This window comes from Aquimarina rhabdastrellae, from assembly GCA_947387485.1.
GTDB lineage: Bacteria > Bacteroidota > Bacteroidia > Flavobacteriales > Flavobacteriaceae > Aquimarina.
Map to the genome: position 1 here is coordinate 1 of CANDNT010000012.1, position 14921 is coordinate 14921.

The following is a 14921-nucleotide window of genomic DNA, read 5'->3' on the forward strand; positions in this document are numbered from 1 at the left end:
GGAATAGCAACAATGAGTTTGAATACAACAGATTTTGATTGTAGTAATATTGGGACAAATACAGTAATGCTAACAGTGACTGATAATAACGGAAATACAGCAAGTGCAAATGCTAGAGTAACGATAGAAGATATGATGGCTCCTGTTTTTGATACAAATACATTACCTATTGATCAAGATGTAATTGTAAATAATGCCTCTGATGATGCTTATATCATAGAAGATTTTACAACAAGTATTAGCGCTCAAGATAATTGTAGTATGAATATGATAGTTCAATATCCAGCAGTTGGAACAGCCTTACCATTAGGAGATCACACTATCACTATAAAAGCTACAGATAATAATTCTAATGAGACTATAGCAACGTTTATGATTACCGTAAATACAGTACTAGGAGTAGCAGAAGAAGAATTTAAGAGTATTAAATTATTTCCTAATCCAGTTTCTAATAGTTTTGTTATTGATGGTATAAGAAAGTCAGTTGATTATATTCAAATATATGCTTTAGACGGAAAAATAGTTAAGGAAATTAAAGACTATACTTCAAGAGCTATTAATGTATCTGATTTTGAAGAAGGCATATACCTTGTTAGAATAATAGAAGGGAACTCCTTAAAAACATTAAAATTCTTAAAAAGAAAATAATTAAAATTCACTTTATCTAAAACCTAAAAGAAAGAGATTGTATAAGATATAAAGTGTGATGATAATAAAGAAAGTTTTATTAAGATATAGGTTGAAAATAGCATTATTAATTCTGTATATTTTAATAGTGTTGGGGCTATTAAAAGTGTTAAAAGGGGGATAATATATCGCGATAATGGGGAACGTGATATAATGAAAATATGCAGAGTATAAGGGGTTGCGATATTTCGCAACCCCAATATTTAATGCTAATTATGAATAAACCATAGTAAAACTATTTTTTGATGATTTTTTTAGTATAATTTCTATCGTGATTATCTTGAATTTGTATAAAATAAACACCAGAATTAAGCTTAGAAATATTAATAAGAGTTTCGTTAGTCGTTATAGAACCTTGAATAACTTTTGATCCTTGTAAGTTAATAACCGTATAGGTACCAGAGTTAAAACTCATATTCAAGTTGATGATATCATTTGATGGATTGGGATATATAATAAATTCATTTTGTTCTAAATTGTTATTTTTTCTATGAGTTCTATCACAATCATATTTCAAAGATTTTTTATAAGTAAAAGTACCAGTAAATCGACATTGTTCTCCATTTGCTAATTCAAAAAGAATAGTGACTTCATAAATACCTTCACCAAGAGATGTATCAAAAGAGCTTGTAAAGAGAGGTTGTCCCGCAATATGAGATCCGTTAAAAGACCAACTACTTATTCCAACTCCAGCAAGATTAGTTGGGAAATTAGCGATATAAATTTTTTGATTCTTACAATCATAAGCTAAACTTAAATCATCTGGACAACATTCTTTTATTTCGACACTAGTAGTTACGCCTCCTTTACATTCTTTATTGGATATTTCTACAGTGATAATTCCACTATCAAAAGAAGAAGTAAGTGTAGTGCCTCCTTGTTGTACAATAGTATCATTATAAAACCATGTAATTTCATAGTTGGTATTGTCAAAACCTTGACCAGCAATACTAATAAGATCACCTTTACAAATTTCACCATTTAAACCTAAAACTGGTTGAGGTAAGGGATTAAGAACTTCTATTGTATAAGTAGAAAAACTTCCATCTTCGTCTTCAATAACTAGAGTATAAGTTCCGTATTGATCTGGAGTATAACATTGATCATGAGGATTACTATTACTTACTAAATTTGATGTTTGTGTAACAGGATCATTGTAATACCAATTATAAGTTAAACCACAACCCATATTAGGAGGCCCGCATAATTCTACAAAATTTTTATTACAAATAGATAGTTGTTCTGGTAGGTACATGGGAGTTGAAGGAGAACTGATATTTTCGTACCAAGCAGCTCTTATTGAAGAACCATAAGAAGCCATAATATCCATATCTCCATCATTATCAATATCTCCTGCAGAAACATTAAACACTGCAAATGCTGATGAGTCTATAACTTGTGTAGCAGCAAATGTTCCAGAACAATTCAAGTTATTTTCATGCCATAAAATTTCATGAGGAGTTAAAGTAGATTGATGATAAGTTGATACTATATCTAGATCATTATCTCCATCTAGATCAACTAAAGCAATATCTTTTAACCCTATACCTTGATCATAAATGATTTGCTGTGATCCAAAATTACCTTGTCCATCCGTATTTTCATACCATGCAACACGATTATCTCCATAAGAACCAGATATAACATCCATATCTTGATCACCATCCATATCTGCAGCATAAACAATCAAAGCTTCATTTGCAGCAGTAGTAATAGTTTGTTGAGGTCCAAAATTACCTTGTCCATCTGTATTTTCATACCAAGCAATACGGTTATCATCACGAGAAGCAGATAATACGTCAAGATCTCCATCACCGTCAATGTCTGCAGCATATACATCACGCATGTGATTAGGTGAGGTGATAATAATTTGTTGAGGTCCAAAATTACCTTGCCCGTCTGTATTTTCATACCAGGCTATACGATTGTTGAGAAATGAGGCAGATAATACGTCAAGATCTCCATCATTATCAATATCTACTGCATAGACACTACTTGCTCCATATTCATTTGGAGCGATAATTTGAGGAGGGCCAAAGTTTCCTTGACCATTTAAATGTTCAAACCAATAAACATCTCCCGTACCTAAAGAAGCAGTAATAATATCCATGTTACCATCACCATTAAGATCTCCTATATAAATATCATTCATCCATAGATTGGTATTCATAATAATTTGTTGCGATCCATAAGCTCCTAAACCATCTATATTCTCAAGCCAAATGAATGAATTACTTGAACCACTGGGGTATGAAATGATCGCATCAAGATCACCATCATTATCCAAATCTGATAAATGAGACATAATAACAGAAGATATACCATTATTTAAAAAAATGTCTTGTTCTGGATTAGGAAAGTTTTGAGAGAATAATCTTGAAGGTAATACTAATATTAGCATTAGTAATAAAAATCGTGTCGTAATAATGTAAGAATTTGTTTCCATAAGTTGTGTTGTATTATTTACAGTTTGTCTCAGTTATGAATAAAACTACAACCTAAAAGAAGTACAAAAATGATGGAATTAATTTTTGAAGATTATGAGATTATAAATGTGGCACGAAAATTAATATGTGTTTTTTTGATTTAAGGTAATGTGTTGTAATTCAGTTTTGTGTGAAAAAATCTTGTCTATTTAATAACATGTTGTTTCTTATTCGACTGTCCAATAAGTGTAAATAATAAATGTATCTCCCATATCAAATAAATGAACATGATTATTCCAATCCTTACGCATTAAATAAATTTCTTTAATATCTTCTTCATTAAACCAATCTATTTCTTTTTTAATTTGAGCAGGCTCATGTGATAACTCATCAATTGACATAGGAATACATGCCCCATAAAAAGGATCAAACCATCCTTTTTCTGTAAAATAGCTTAGATCAGAGTATATCATTTTGGCATGGCAAACCCAAATCAAAAATGAAACCCAAAATCCAATCAAATCAATATGTTTATCTTTAGAACCAGAGTATAAATCAATTTGTAGATGGTCATAGTCACCTATACGCTCAATTATAGGTTTAGAAATATTGGGATTGATTTCTATCGTATCTATTCGTTGTTTAATCTTAAAAGGATCAATACTTCTACCAAATTCATCTATCTGATTAATTTCATAAGTATTAAGTGTCTCCAAATAATACCATAAATGTCCATTAATTTTGAAATAATCTGCTACTAATAGAACAAGTTGAGGGTATAGTGTGTTAGAAGAAGATTTCCAATTACTTGAAGATACAGTTATGATGAGTATATTATTATTAATTTCAAAATTAAGATCAAAAGTACATCCTAGTGAATCTGTAATGACATCTGATTGATAAACAATAGTATAATCTCTTTTTTTTAAATGCGTTCTTAACTGAGAATATATATAATCAATTTGACCAAGATAATTATCATTAAAGTGTTTTTTATAATATGTTTGTATTTGCCATTTCATGTTAGTTCACTTAAAGCCTTTATATAAGGATTAAAAAAATATTCATTTCTTATTAAGAATAACGTAGTTTATACTAAACAAAGAAAGCCCATATTAAGGACTTTCTTTATGTTAATTTCTAGTAGCTATACCACTACACATCTCATTGTCATTATTAGGATTTGAGTAGGAATATTGAATTGTATTTCCATCACTTTGTAAATTACCTGATCCAGTTATATTATCAGAATTTGAATCAAAAGTAAAACCTGTACCATTTACTGTAGCACTATAAACAGCATTTGTACCCGTAATGTTTTTAATAGCAATTTCATTGGGATTCCCACTAGTGGAGGCTGTAATTGTTATTTGTAATCCACCACCACTACCTGAACCAGTATCACTGCTACAGCTATACGTGTCAATAGTAAAAACACCTATAAAAGGATTGTTTTGAGTTTCATCATTTCCATCGTCATCACTACTGCAATTGGTAAATAGGATCATGGAAAGCATTAAAAATGTAAGTAATTTGATTTTTTTGATCATTAAAATGTGATTTTTGTTAGGCCTACTTTGTGTTTATAGTCTTTTTTCGGCTAATTCAGACTTATGCATTCTTTGTTAGAGAATAAATTACATGTAAATGTATATATTTTTTTAATGATTTAAAAGCCCGATCGTTATAGACCATTTATTACGTATTTTATCCAATCCCAAATGATGTATACTTCCGATATGAGTATGTTTTTTCTCAGTATTAGGATTAAAAACACTACGAGCTACTTGTTCACTTATAGTTTGGTAAGCATCTCTAAAAGGAATCCCTTCAACGACCAAATTGTTAATGGCGTCTACCGTAAAAAGATCTTGATAGCATTTATTATCAGGTGAAATTTCTTTAACTTTAATTTGTTTGATGCTATATTCAAAAATGTCCAAAACAGTTTTGAGTTGTTCAATACCGTTAATCGTATTTTCTTTGAGTAATTGATAATCCCTGTGATAACCACTAGGTAGATTATTTGTTAGTAATAACATTTCATGCTGTTTTGTCTGAATTTGGTTGCATTTACCTCTAATCAACTCAAACACATCTGGATTCTTTTTATGTGGCATGATGCTACTACCCGTAGTGAGTTCGTCTGGAAAAGAAATAAAATCAAAGTTCTGACTCATATATAAACAGATATCCATAGCAAATTTTGAAAGTGTATTTGCTAAATTACCAAGAGCACTCATCAAAATACGTTCATTTTTTCCTCTAGACATTTGAGCAGCAACTACATTATATTTAAGTGTAGCAAAATCTAATTTTTCAGTCGTAAACGATCTATCAATAGGGAAGGAGCTACCGTAACCAGCAGCAGATCCCAGAGGATTTTGGTCAACTACCTTTAAACTAGCCAAAATCAACTCTACATCATCAATAAGAGATTCAGCATAACTAGAGAACCATAGTCCAAAAGATGAGGGCATCGCTATTTGTAAATGTGTATAACCAGGTAAAAAACAATTTTTATACTGATCTGCAAGTTGTAGCAAGGATTCAAATAGTTGTTCTGTTTTTTGTATGATAAGCTTTAATTCATGTTTGTAATATAATTGTAATGCAACTAGAACCTGATCATTTCTTGATCTAGCGGTATGAATCTTTTTACCAACAGCACCTAATTTTTGAACAAGCTCATATTCAATTTTAGAATGTATGTCTTCAAATTCCTTTTCGATGACAAAATCATTTTTTTCTATGCGTACTAATAAAAGATCTAGTTCCGTAATTAATTGGTTAGCCTCATCATCAGTTATCAGATGTACATGAGCTAGCATTTTGGCATGAGCTTTAGATGCTATAACATCATATTTAGCTATATGTAAATCAATTGTTCTATCATTACCAACAGTAAACTCTTCAATAAGTTTATCTAGTGTAACTTCTTTTTTCCAAAGTTTCATAAGGAGATTTTTTTAATTAAAACATGTGTTAATAATTGGATATAAATGACAATACCTTCTTTTATTTCATCGATATAGATAAATTCATCGGCGGTATGAGATCTTTTACTATCTCCAGGCCCTAATTTTAAAGACGGACAGCTTAATACTGCTTGATCTGATAGCGTAGGTGAACCATAAATGTTTCTACCCAAAGCTACTCCAGCTTGTACTAATTCATGCTGTATCGGAATCGAAGAAGAGTTTAATCTTAAACTACGTGGAATAAGCTCATCACAAGGTGCTTCATTTTTGAGTATGGTTGTAATTTCTTCATTGGTATATAATTCATTTACGCGAACATCAATAACCAAATTTACTTCAGAAGGAACAGCATTATGTTGTTGTCCAGCGTTAACTTGTGTAACCGTCATCTTAACCGCACCTAATGTTTTAGAAACTCTTTCAAATTGATATTGCTCAAACCATTGTAAAACATTACTTGTTTTGTAGATTGGATTATCATCATTATCATGTGCCGCATGACTTGGAGTTCCTTTTACTTTTGCATCAAAAACAATTAAGCCTTTTTCGGCTATAGCCAACTGCATTTGAGTAGGTTCGCCTACAATAGCTACATCAATTTCAGGAAGTAATGGCAACATACTATTTAGTCCGTTTTTGCCACTATTTTCTTCTTCGGCAGAAGCCACAAAAATCAAATTATATGCTAAATCTTGATGTGTATAGAAATAGGTAAAGGTAGCTAATAAGCTAACTAGCGCTCCGCCTGCATCATTGCTTCCTAGTCCATATAATTTACCATCTTGAATAATAGGAGTAAAAGGCTCTTTTGTATACCCTTTATTAGGAAAAACAGTATCATGATGTGAATTCAACATGAGTGTAGGTTTAGCAGCATCAAAATATTTGTTCTTTGCCCATATGTTATTTTTAGTACGTTGGTATTCGATATGATGAAGTTGAAACCAAGAAGCTAAAGTTTCTGCTGTTGTATCTTCTTCGGTTGAAAAGGATGGGGTTGCTATTAATTTTTTCAATAGATCAATAGCACTATATATAAGTTCTCTTTGTGTCATCAGTATTCAAATTTTGTATGTGAAATAGCAGTATCAAATGGAAATTCATAATTTCCTATAGCTACGTGTGCTACACCTTGTGCAATACTGTTAAAACAATTCGTTATTTTAGGAAGCATTCCTGCTGTAAAAGTTCCTGTTGATTCCAATTGTTGGCACCTCTCTGTATTCATTGTTGTGATCACGGAATTAGGAGCGTTAACATTTTCAAGAATACCGTTTTTATCAATACAGTAATACAACGAAACCTTATAATGAGTAGAAAAAGCTATGGCCAATTCGGCAGCAACTGTATCTGCGTTTGTATTCAATAATTGTCCGTTTGTATCATGTGTAATCGGGCAAAAAACTGGTGTAAGTCCGTTAGTGATCAACGGAATTAACCATTGATGATGTATAGATTGAATATCACCTACATAACCATAATCGATTTTGGAAATCGGTCTTTTGCTAGCAACAATAGTATTGCCATCAACACCAGAAAGCCCTATAGCATTGCAATTTTTGGCTTGAAGTTGTGCAACGAGATTCGTATTGATTGTGCCACTATATACCATAGTTACGATATCCAGAGTAGCTTTGTCTGTAACTCTTCGTCCCTCAATCATTTTTGACTCAAGCTGTAGTTTGCTGGACAAATCCGTAGCTAGTTTGCCACCTCCGTGAACCAAAATTTTTGGAGTTTTTAATGCTGCAAAATTCTCTAAAAATGAATCTAAAAGCGATTCATTATCTAATAGTGAACCCCCTATTTTAATGATCTTTAAGTTATTCATTTTTTGGAGTTTTTAAGAGTTGTTTTAAAACTGCTTGCGCAGCATAAGTTCTATTATTTGCTTGATTGATTACTAATGAAGCATCACTATCTAATACGGCATCTTCGACCACAACATTTCTCCTCACAGGGAGACAATGCATAAACTTTGCCTTTTGTAATTTTTCTTTGGTAAGCATCCATGTTGTATGAGATCCCAAAATTTTGCCATAAGATTCATAAGAGCTCCAGTTTTTGGTATAAACAAAATCAGCATCTTTTAGCGCTTCTTGCTGGTCATGTAATACAGTAGTGTCCTTAGTGATTTCTGAATTTAAATCATATCCTTTGGGATTTGTGATGACAAAATCCACTTCTGATTTTTGCATTATTTTAACAAATGAATTTGCTACAGCATGAGGTAAAGCTTTAGGATGAGGTGCCCACGACAACACTACTTTAGGTTTCTTTTTTGTAGTATGCTCCTGTAAAGTCAAAGCATCTGCCAATGCTTGTAAAGGATGTGCAGTAGCACTTTCTAGATTTAAAATAGGAACCGATGCATACTTAACAAAATTGTTTATAATAATTTCGGATTCATCTTTTTGTTTGTCCTTTAGCAAAGGAAATGCTCTAATGGCAATAATATCTGCATATTGTGATATCACTCGAGCAGCTTCTTTAACATGTTCTGAATTTGCTAAATGCATTACTTTACCATCTTCAAATTCAAGATTCCATGCATTGTTAATTTGTAACGAAATGACATACATACCAAGATTTTTTGCTGCTTTTTCTGTGCTTAATCGAGTTCTTAAGCTTTCATTAAAAAAGAGCATGACTAGTGTTTTGTTTTTTCCTATGTTTTTATCTTGAAAAGGGTTTTCTTTACAGTGTTTTACTTCTGTTATCAATTGTGATAACTCTTGTATATCACTTAGGTCTGTATATTTTTTCATTTTTATAATCGTCAATAGTTTTTATAAGGTTATGATAGTTAAGTAGCGCTTCAAATTTTTTTGAAGTTTTATTGTTACAAGGTGGCTTAACTACTACTTGATCACTGTCATTTTTCATATGTGTTAAAGTGTAGAAAGCTCTAATTGCAGGGCTTGGATAAAAATGTCTATATGTTGTTTTTGTAAAGTAAGAGGAGGTAAAATCCTTAATAAGTTAGGATCCTTTGAATTTCCTGTAAAGATGTGATGTTTGTATAACAATTCTTTACGTAATGCAGTGATCGGAAAGTCAAATTCGAGTCCCAACATAAGCCCTCTTCCTTTGAGTTGCTTTATAGCTATAATAGCAGCTAATTGTTTACGGAAGTATTTAGCTATCTCTTGTGTATGTACTAAAAGTTTGTCTTTTTCTAATACCTCTAAAACACTTAACGAAGCTGTACATGCTAGATGGTTTCCACCAAAAGTAGTTCCTAGCATTCCCAATGAAGCTTTGATTTTAGGGTGAATTAAAAGTCCGCCCATAGGAAAACCATTTCCCATACCTTTTGCCATTGTAATGATATCAGGTTTTATCTGGTGTTTTTGAAATGCAAAGAAATCACCAGTTCTTCCAAAACCAGATTGAATTTCATCTACAATGAGTAAAATATCATATTGCTGACATAATTGTGATAGCTCTTGATAGAAAGTGGTTGAAGCTTCACCTAGACCACCAACTCCTTGAATAATCTCGATAATAATAGCACAAACCTCTCCTTGAGATGCTATTTTTTCTACAGTTTCAAGATCACCTAAATCAATAAATTCAACTGGATGATGTGTATTGATAGGAGCTTTAATTTTGAGATTATCTGTAACAGCGACAGCTGCAGATGTTCTACCGTGAAACCCATTTTTAAAAGCGATTACCTTTGATTTTTGAGTATGAAAAGAAGCAAGTTTTAAGGCGTTTTCATTGGCCTCGGCTCCAGAGTTACACAAAAAGAGTTGATATTGAGAACAATCAGACATTGTACACAACTTATGAGCTAAAGTTTCTTGTAGTGTATTTTTGACCGAATTGCTATAAAAACCAAGTTGTTCCAATTGCTGCTGTAGGTTTTTTACATAGGTTGGATGAGAATGTCCTATCGAAATAACGGCATGCCCACCATATAAATCTAAATATTTGATTTGATGTTCATCATATAGATATACATCATTGGCATGTATTGGATTGATGTCAAATAACGGATATACATTGAATAAACTCATATTTGTTCTTTTTTAATGGTATTAATTTTATCGAAAGAAGCTACCATACCTTGAATCAAAGAAGAGCTTAGCCCTTTATGTTCCATATGATTTAAACCTTCAATTGTACAGCCTTTAGGTGTTGTTACTTTGTCAATTTCTTGCTCAGGGTGGTTTCCTGATGCTATAAGTAAACTAGCAGCACCTTGACTGGTAAACATGGCTAGCTCTTGAGCTTCTTTGGTATCAAATCCCAATTGAATGGCAGCTTGAGTTGTCGCTCTGATCAATCGCATCCAGAATGCAATTCCGCTTGCACAAACTACTGTTGCAGCCTGCATCAAATGTTCCTCGATATGTAGTGTATGTCCTAATGTTTTAAAGATAGCTTCTGCTATAGCTATTGATGCAACATCGTTTGTATTTGAAGCAATACAGGTCATAGATTTCCCCACAGCAATAGCAGTATTAGGCATAGCTCTAATAATAGTATGATGACCTCCAATTAGTTCTTGTATTTTTTGGATACTAAATCCTGTTATGGTTGAAATTAATACATGATCTTTTGTAAGTTCATCTTTGATTTCGTTTAGAATTTTAGTCAGTTGTTTTGGTTGTACTGCAAAAACGAGAATATTAGTATTTTTAACAGCTTCTATATTATTATCAGTTACAATAACTCCTTTTTGATCTGTAAAACCTGCTAAAGCTTTTATGTTTCTTTTGGTTAAATACAAACTTTCAAAAGTATCTTCTTGTACCAATCCTTTGGCGATAGATTTTCCTAGATTACCAGTTCCTATAATGGCTATTTTCATATTATTTTTTTAGAAATAGAATGATTTTAATTGTAAACCTTCAGTCTCATTAAAACCAAAATGTAAATTCATGTTCTGTACGGCTTGACCAGAAGCACCTTTTAATAAATTATCAATACAACTAGTGATCAATAATTGATTTTGATACTTGTGTAAATGAATCAAACAGTTATTCGTATTGACTACTTGTTTTAAATGCAAAGGTTGATCTACAATATGTGTATACGGTGCTTTGGCATAAAAGTCTGAGTATAATTGTTGAGCTTCAGATAAGTCACCTTCAAAATGAGTATACAAAGTCACAAAGATTCCTCTTGAAAAATTTCCTCGATTAGGAATAAAGAATAGTTGATGTTTAAAATCACTTTGTATTCCCTGAATCGTTTGCTGTATTTCGTCTAGATGTTGATGCTTAAAAGGTTTGTAATACGAATAATTTGCTGTTCGCCATGCAAAATGCGTAGTTGGAGAAGGCATAACACCTGCACCAGTAGCTCCTGTTACTGCATTTATATGCACATCACTTTTTAGCAAATTGTGATGAGCCAGAGGCAATAAAGCCAATTGAATAGCTGTTGCAAAACAACCTGGATTAGCAATAGCCGAAGCTGTTTTTATGGACGTTTTATGTATTTCGGGCAAACCATACACAAACGATTTGCCTTGAAATGTATGTTTTAATCTGAATTCATTACTAAGGTCAATAAAGATTGTATCTTCCGAAAATTGTTGTGTTGAGAGAAACTTTCCTGAATTGCCATGTCCTAAACAAAGAAATACGACGTCTACATTAGGATTGACAGTTTGTGTAAATTCTTGAGTTGTTTGATGAACCAAATCTTGATGAATCGAACTGATTTTTTTTCCATTATGAGAGGTACTGTATACAAAATCGATAGTAACTTTAGAATGATGTAATAATATTCTAATCAATTCACCTGCGGTATATCCCGATCCGCCTATAATGCCTACTTTAATCATAAGAATTGATGTTTTGAAAAATTGTAGTTTGATTTCCGTAAATTTTAATGAATCCTTTAGCTTCTTGGGCAGACCATAAGGTGTTCATTTCTCCATAACTACCAAATTTGGATTGCATAAGATCATGAGATGATTCAATACCGTCTAAAGTAAAGTGATAAGGCTTTAGCGTGATAAAAACACTACCACTTACATATTGTTGACTAGAACTAAGCATGGCTTCTAGGTCTTTCATTACAGGATCTAAGTACAAGCCTTCGTGTAAATGTGTTCCATACCAATTAGCGATATATTCTTTATGTTGTAATTGCCACTTGGTCAAAGTGTGTTTTTCTAATAAATGATGTGCTTTAATTAATATGAGAGCTGCTGCTGCTTCAAATCCAACTCTTCCTTTGATGCCTATAATAGTGTCGCCTACATGAATATCTCTACCAATTGCATATGCAGAGGCTAGAGTGTTTAATTCTTGTATCAATAGCACTGGCGAAAGTTGTTGATCGTTTATGGCAATAGGTTCTCCTTTTTGAAATGTTATTTTAAGAGATTCGGTTTTTGTTTTTTCTAAAGCAGAAGGATAGGCATCTTCTGGTAATGGTAAATGTGAAGTTAAGGTCTCATCACCACCAATGCTAGTACCCCATAAACCCTTATTGATAGAGTATTTTGCTTTCTCCCAAGTCAATTGTACTCCGTTCTTTTGTAGGTAATCTAATTCTTCTTGTCTACTCAATTGTAAATCTCTAATCGGAGTTATGATTTTAATTTCTGGTTCGAGTGTCTGAAAAATCAAATCAAAACGAATTTGATCGTTACCAGAACCCGTGCTACCATGAGCAATATGAGTAGCTCCTATAGATTTTGCATATTGTATGAGTGCTATCGCCTGAACAATTCTTTCGGCACTAACGGATAGGGGATAAGTGTTGTTTTTTAAGATGTTACCATAGATAAGGTACTTGATGACTTTTTGATAATATTCTTGAGTAGCATCTATATTCTTATAGGTTTTAATCCCTAATTGGTATGCCTTATTTTGAATGGTCTGAATTTCGGAAGCTGTAAAACCTCCAGTATTTACACTTAGGGCATGTACTTCAAAATGCTGTTCTTTGGATAAATAGAGTGCGCAATACGAAGTATCCAATCCTCCGCTATAAGCTAATACTAACTTTTTCATAGTTTATTTTTTATGGGAATTTTCTTTTTTCTTGTGAGTTGGTTCATAGAGCATGCCTGTACATAAGCACATTTTTTGTTGTGTTCTTTGTAGCACATCATAATTGATACAGGTTTGACAACCATCCCAGAAACTTTGATCTGTGGTTAATTCTGAAAAGGTTACAGGTGTATATCCCAGATCTGTATTGAGTTTCATGACTGCTAATCCCGTAGTAATACTAAAGATTTTTGCTTTTGGGAATTTAGCTCGAGAGTGTTTAAAAATTTTCTGTTTAATTTTTTTAGCCAATCCAATACCTCTGTAGTTAGGATGAACAATCAATCCTGAGTTGGCTACAAATTTGCCATGACTCCATGACTCGATATAGCAAAAACCCGCAAAGGTTTGTCCATCGAGAGCAATTACAGCATTACCTTGTGCTATTTTGGTAATGATATAAGCAGGATTTCTTTTAGCAATTCCAGTACCTCTGTCTTTTGCGGCATTGGCAATTGTATCACAGATGATTTGAGCAAAACAGATATGAGATCTATTTGCAATAACAATTTGCATTGTTTTGGATTTTAATTAGTAAATAAAAATGTGATGGGTTTTGAAGAAAGAACTGGACTCACCTAAGTTCCATAAATATGAATGACGCCTTTACAGGCGAGGGCGTAAAAATGGGCGTACAACAAAGCGGTTATCAATAAGGATAACTAAAGCTGTAAGTAGTATGTATATGAAGTTGTACAAAAAGATAAAAAATAAAAATTACGTATAGATATTCGATTACTGTTTAGTAGTTACAGCGACGTCGAATGGGAGCAGGGATGCTTGTACGTATTTTATTTTTTGTTATTGTCATGGGACAAATGTAGTAATTATTTTTAAATGAGAGTTGAAGAATAAATATTTAATGAACTATACAAAAGGATATGATTATACTAGATAATTACTTTCCAATCCTTGGTAGCCATAACCTAACAGACTTTTTATAGTGTAAATATTCGTCTCCAAACCGTTGAAACATATTTTTTTCTTCGATAGGACGTACAACAAAATGCCAAATAAGACCACCTATTAAAGTGTAAATAAAAATAGGTAATGAGGTATATAAAATACTAATAGCTAGTCCTTGTCCCAGTCCAGCTATTGCCATGGGATTTCTTACATACTTATAAGGACCTTTGATGACTAGGGTATTAGTTTGATCAAGTGGAAGAGGTGTTCCTTCACCATATCGAACAATGTAAAATGAACTCGATAAGCCTAGAAAGCTAAACAAACCGAAGAGTATATATGAGATTACACTGATAAATATCGAAGTGCTAATATGATTTTCGAATTGATTAATAAGAATCAGAGGAATTACAACCAAAGTTAAAAACCATACACAGATGATTTGTATAAAGGTTTTTATAGCATTGACAAAGAAATTTTTGGAGTTTGATTCTTGAAAAAACTTAGCATTATAAACTAGAAAAATGTTGTAAAACAATCCTAATGACATCAATAATGTGGGTAAATAACCACTGCTAGATAATATTGTAGCGTTTATACAATATAAAGCACCATATGCGAAACCACCTAGAATAATGAATTCAAAATCTTTAACTTTTTTATACGAACGGATAATTGATAGAACTGTAATGATAACTAAATCTGGAAAGAAAAAGGAATTAAAAGCCAGAGGTGAAATTTCAGGAAATTGAAATGCTTGATAAAAACGATCATTAAATAGTAACCCTAACCACCAAAGTGATACTATAGTTCCTTGAATTAAATAAGCAGTGTTTTTCACTCTTGATGAATTTATAAACAAATATAATCTTTAGAAGGTATGGAAGTTAACGAAGATG

At 32.2% G+C, this 14921-nt stretch carries 14 protein-coding genes; 1 reads left to right on the forward strand and 13 read right to left on the reverse strand.

Annotated features, from left to right (window positions below; genetic code table 11):
* A partial coding sequence (locus ACYEKI_RS15750) for a T9SS type A sorting domain-containing protein (RefSeq protein ID WP_459212159.1) occupies nt 1–648 on the forward strand: 648 nt, incomplete at its 5' end.
* Nucleotides 649–922: 274 nt separating this feature from the next.
* On the opposite strand, the gene ACYEKI_RS15755 is transcribed toward ACYEKI_RS15750, so the two are convergent.
* The 13 genes from ACYEKI_RS15755 to ACYEKI_RS15815 all read right to left on the reverse strand — a co-directional run bounded on the left by ACYEKI_RS15755 (nt 923) and on the right by ACYEKI_RS15815 (nt 14863).
* Nucleotides 923–3133, reverse strand: a complete 2211-nt coding sequence (locus tag ACYEKI_RS15755; RefSeq protein ID WP_459212160.1) for a T9SS type A sorting domain-containing protein — start codon at nt 3131–3133, stop codon at nt 923–925.
* 207 nt (nt 3134–3340) lie between these two features.
* Complete coding sequence (locus tag ACYEKI_RS15760) at nt 3341–4135, reverse strand: hypothetical protein (RefSeq protein ID WP_459212161.1); 795 nt, start codon at nt 4133–4135, stop codon at nt 3341–3343.
* Between the two features lie 111 nt (nt 4136–4246).
* Nucleotides 4247–4663 carry a hypothetical protein gene (locus ACYEKI_RS15765; RefSeq protein WP_459212162.1) on the reverse strand — a complete coding sequence of 139 codons (417 nt, stop codon included), beginning with the start codon at nt 4661–4663 and terminating at the stop codon, nt 4247–4249.
* Between the two features lie 111 nt (nt 4664–4774).
* Nucleotides 4775–6070 (reverse strand): argininosuccinate lyase, encoded by a 1296-nt coding sequence (gene argH / locus ACYEKI_RS15770; RefSeq protein WP_459212163.1) that lies wholly within the window; start codon nt 6068–6070, stop codon nt 4775–4777.
* Nucleotides 6067–7149, reverse strand: a complete 1083-nt coding sequence (locus tag ACYEKI_RS15775) for a M20 family metallo-hydrolase (RefSeq protein ID WP_459212164.1) — start codon at nt 7147–7149, stop codon at nt 6067–6069. Before ACYEKI_RS15775 ends, argH begins: the two co-directional genes overlap by 4 nt.
* Nucleotides 7149–7925 carry an acetylglutamate kinase gene (gene argB, locus ACYEKI_RS15780; RefSeq protein WP_459212165.1) on the reverse strand — a complete coding sequence of 259 codons (777 nt, stop codon included), beginning with the start codon at nt 7923–7925 and terminating at the stop codon, nt 7149–7151. The genes ACYEKI_RS15775 and argB overlap by 1 nt, the downstream gene beginning before the upstream one ends.
* Nucleotides 7918–8862: an N-acetylornithine carbamoyltransferase gene (locus ACYEKI_RS15785; protein WP_459212166.1), complete on the reverse strand. Its 945-nt coding sequence runs from the start codon at nt 8860–8862 to the stop codon at nt 7918–7920. The genes argB and ACYEKI_RS15785 overlap by 8 nt, the downstream gene beginning before the upstream one ends.
* A 123-nt stretch (nt 8863–8985) precedes the next feature.
* On the reverse strand, nt 8986–10119 hold the full coding sequence (locus ACYEKI_RS15790; protein WP_459212167.1) for an aspartate aminotransferase family protein: 1134 nt from the start codon (nt 10117–10119) through the stop codon (nt 8986–8988).
* Nucleotides 10116–10916 carry a pyrroline-5-carboxylate reductase gene (proC, locus tag ACYEKI_RS15795; RefSeq protein WP_459212168.1) on the reverse strand — a complete coding sequence of 267 codons (801 nt, stop codon included), beginning with the start codon at nt 10914–10916 and terminating at the stop codon, nt 10116–10118. The genes ACYEKI_RS15790 and proC overlap by 4 nt, the downstream gene beginning before the upstream one ends.
* 9 nt (nt 10917–10925) lie before the next feature.
* Nucleotides 10926–11897, reverse strand: a complete 972-nt coding sequence (gene argC / locus ACYEKI_RS15800) for an N-acetyl-gamma-glutamyl-phosphate reductase (protein WP_459212169.1) — start codon at nt 11895–11897, stop codon at nt 10926–10928.
* Complete coding sequence (gene argG, locus ACYEKI_RS15805) at nt 11890–13077, reverse strand: argininosuccinate synthase (protein ID WP_459212170.1); 1188 nt, start codon at nt 13075–13077, stop codon at nt 11890–11892. The genes argC and argG overlap by 8 nt, the downstream gene beginning before the upstream one ends.
* Nucleotides 13078–13080: 3 nt before the next feature.
* A complete protein-coding gene (locus ACYEKI_RS15810; RefSeq protein WP_459212171.1) occupies nt 13081–13632 on the reverse strand; it encodes a GNAT family N-acetyltransferase in 552 nt (183 codons plus the stop codon).
* A gap of 382 nt (nt 13633–14014) precedes the next feature.
* Nucleotides 14015–14863 carry a methyltransferase family protein gene (locus ACYEKI_RS15815; RefSeq protein ID WP_459212172.1) on the reverse strand — a complete coding sequence of 283 codons (849 nt, stop codon included), beginning with the start codon at nt 14861–14863 and terminating at the stop codon, nt 14015–14017.
* Between the last annotated feature and the right edge of the window lie 58 nt (nt 14864–14921).

What these genes read in the sequence shown, in the direction of transcription:
- ACYEKI_RS15755 (WP_459212160.1), bottom strand. Translation starts at nt 3,133, where the DNA reads ATGGAAACAAATTCTTACATTATTACGACACGATTTTTATTACTAATG.
- ACYEKI_RS15760 (WP_459212161.1), bottom strand. Translation starts at nt 4,135, where the DNA reads ATGAAATGGCAAATACAAACATATTATAAAAAACACTTTAATGATAAT.
- ACYEKI_RS15765 (WP_459212162.1), bottom strand. Translation starts at nt 4,663, where the DNA reads ATGATCAAAAAAATCAAATTACTTACATTTTTAATGCTTTCCATGATC.
- argH (WP_459212163.1), bottom strand. Translation starts at nt 6,070, where the DNA reads ATGAAACTTTGGAAAAAAGAAGTTACACTAGATAAACTTATTGAAGAG.
- ACYEKI_RS15775 (WP_459212164.1), bottom strand. Translation starts at nt 7,149, where the DNA reads ATGACACAAAGAGAACTTATATATAGTGCTATTGATCTATTGAAAAAA.
- argB (WP_459212165.1), bottom strand. Translation starts at nt 7,925, where the DNA reads ATGAATAACTTAAAGATCATTAAAATAGGGGGTTCACTATTAGATAAT.
- ACYEKI_RS15785 (WP_459212166.1), bottom strand. Translation starts at nt 8,862, where the DNA reads ATGAAAAAATATACAGACCTAAGTGATATACAAGAGTTATCACAATTG.
- ACYEKI_RS15790 (WP_459212167.1), bottom strand. Translation starts at nt 10,119, where the DNA reads ATGAGTTTATTCAATGTATATCCGTTATTTGACATCAATCCAATACAT.
- proC (WP_459212168.1), bottom strand. Translation starts at nt 10,916, where the DNA reads ATGAAAATAGCCATTATAGGAACTGGTAATCTAGGAAAATCTATCGCC.
- argC (WP_459212169.1), bottom strand. Translation starts at nt 11,897, where the DNA reads ATGATTAAAGTAGGCATTATAGGCGGATCGGGATATACCGCAGGTGAA.
- argG (WP_459212170.1), bottom strand. Translation starts at nt 13,077, where the DNA reads ATGAAAAAGTTAGTATTAGCTTATAGCGGAGGATTGGATACTTCGTAT.
- ACYEKI_RS15810 (WP_459212171.1), bottom strand. Translation starts at nt 13,632, where the DNA reads ATGCAAATTGTTATTGCAAATAGATCTCATATCTGTTTTGCTCAAATC.